Source organism: Enterobacter sp. RIT637, assembly GCF_019718755.1.
Classification (GTDB): Bacteria; Pseudomonadota; Gammaproteobacteria; order Enterobacterales; family Enterobacteriaceae; genus Enterobacter.
In genome coordinates, this window is record NZ_JAIHAZ010000037.1 from 1 (window position 1) to 1,354 (window position 1,354).

2 protein-coding genes are annotated in these 1,354 nt (G+C 63.1%); both read right to left on the reverse strand.

Going from position 1 to position 1,354, the window contains the following annotated elements; all coding sequences use genetic code 11:
• Positions 1–518, reverse strand: a 518-nt coding sequence (thiD, locus tag K5E19_RS22945) for a bifunctional hydroxymethylpyrimidine kinase/phosphomethylpyrimidine kinase (protein WP_221553236.1), incomplete at its 3' end; no start/stop codon positions are given.
• Positions 515–1,285: a hydroxyethylthiazole kinase gene (gene thiM, locus K5E19_RS22950; RefSeq protein WP_221553237.1), complete on the reverse strand. Its 771-nt coding sequence runs from the start codon at positions 1,283–1,285 to the stop codon at positions 515–517. The genes thiM and thiD, both read right to left, overlap by 4 nt.
• Between the last annotated feature and the right edge of the window lie 69 nt (positions 1,286–1,354).

A 1,354-nucleotide genomic window follows, 5' to 3' on the forward strand; every position in this document is an offset into this window, starting at 1 on the left:
ACCGCGCCGCAGCCCATTGCCAGCAGCGCGTTCCCCTGCGCTTTCATCTCGCGTTCAGTTTGCGCGTGCGATGTGCCTAACAGCGCGGCGGCTTCCGGAAGATTGGGCGTGATCAGCGCCACCTGCGGCAACAGCTTGTTGCGCAGCGTCTCCACGGCGGAGGCGGAGAGTAGCGGATCGCCGCTTTTTGCCAGCATGACGGTATCCAGCACCACGTTTTGCACCTGATAACGCTTAAGCCGCTCGGCCACCGCTTCCACGATGTCCGTCTCGGCCAGCATGCCGATCTTGGTGGTGTCGATGCGCACGTCGCTGAACACCGAATCCAGCTGCGCGGCAACAAAATCCGGCTCAATGCGGTAGACCGACTGCACGCCGCGCGTGTTTTGCGCTACCAGCGCGGTAATAACCGAGCAGCCGTACGCGCCAAGGGCGGAGAAGGTTTTCAGGTCAGCCTGAATACCCGCGCCGCCGCTGGGATCGGTGCCGGCAATGGTCAGGGCGTTAATCCGCTTCATGCCTGCTCCTCCAGCGTGTAGAGCGCATCCAGGAACGCGCTGGTAAAACTGCCTGGGCCACGAGACTGCGCAACGGCCACCGTTCCGGCTCGCTTCATCCATCCGCAGGCGGCCGTGACGTTATCAAGCCGGTCGCCCGGTAGCGAGCAGCTCGCCGCGACGACGGCAGAAAGCGCGCACCCGGTGCCCACCACGCGCGTCATAAGCGGGTCACCACCCGTTACGGTGCGCGTGCGCTGTCCGTCGGTGATGTAATCCACTTCTCCCGTGACCGCGACAACTGCATTCGTCTGACGCGCCAAAGCCTGTGCGGCAGGCACCGCGCTGGCTGCGGTATCGGTGGTATCAACACCGCGCCCGCCCGCGCTCATCCCGGAAAGGGCAAGGATTTCGGAGGCATTGCCGCGAATGGCGGCCGGTTTCAGGGCAAGGATTTGATGGCAAAAACGGGTGCGGAACGTCAGGGCACCCACGGCGACCGGGTCCAGCGTCCAGGGCTTGCCTGCCGCCACGGCGCTCTCAATTGCCCGACGCATTGCCTGAGCACGCGGTGAGGTCAGCGTGCCAACGTTAATCAGCAGCGCATCGGCGATTGCGGCAAACTGCTCGGCCTCTTCGGCCTCAATCACCATCGCGGGTGATGCACCGAGGGCCAACAAAACGTTGGCCGTGAAGGTCTGTACGACATCGTTGGTCATACAGTGGGTCAGCGGGGAACGGGTTCGGAACTGGTGTAAAACGTGTAAATCGAGCAGGTCAGGCTGCATGGGTTCGCTCCTGCCTTGCGTGAAGAAGCGATGACCGGGAAGGCATCTGACTTCCCTACGCTGGCATTA

Coding starts and splice junctions, on each gene's coding strand:
- thiM (WP_221553237.1), bottom strand. CDS start 1,285: ATGCAGCCTGACCTGCTCGATTTACACGTTTTACACCAGTTCCGAACC.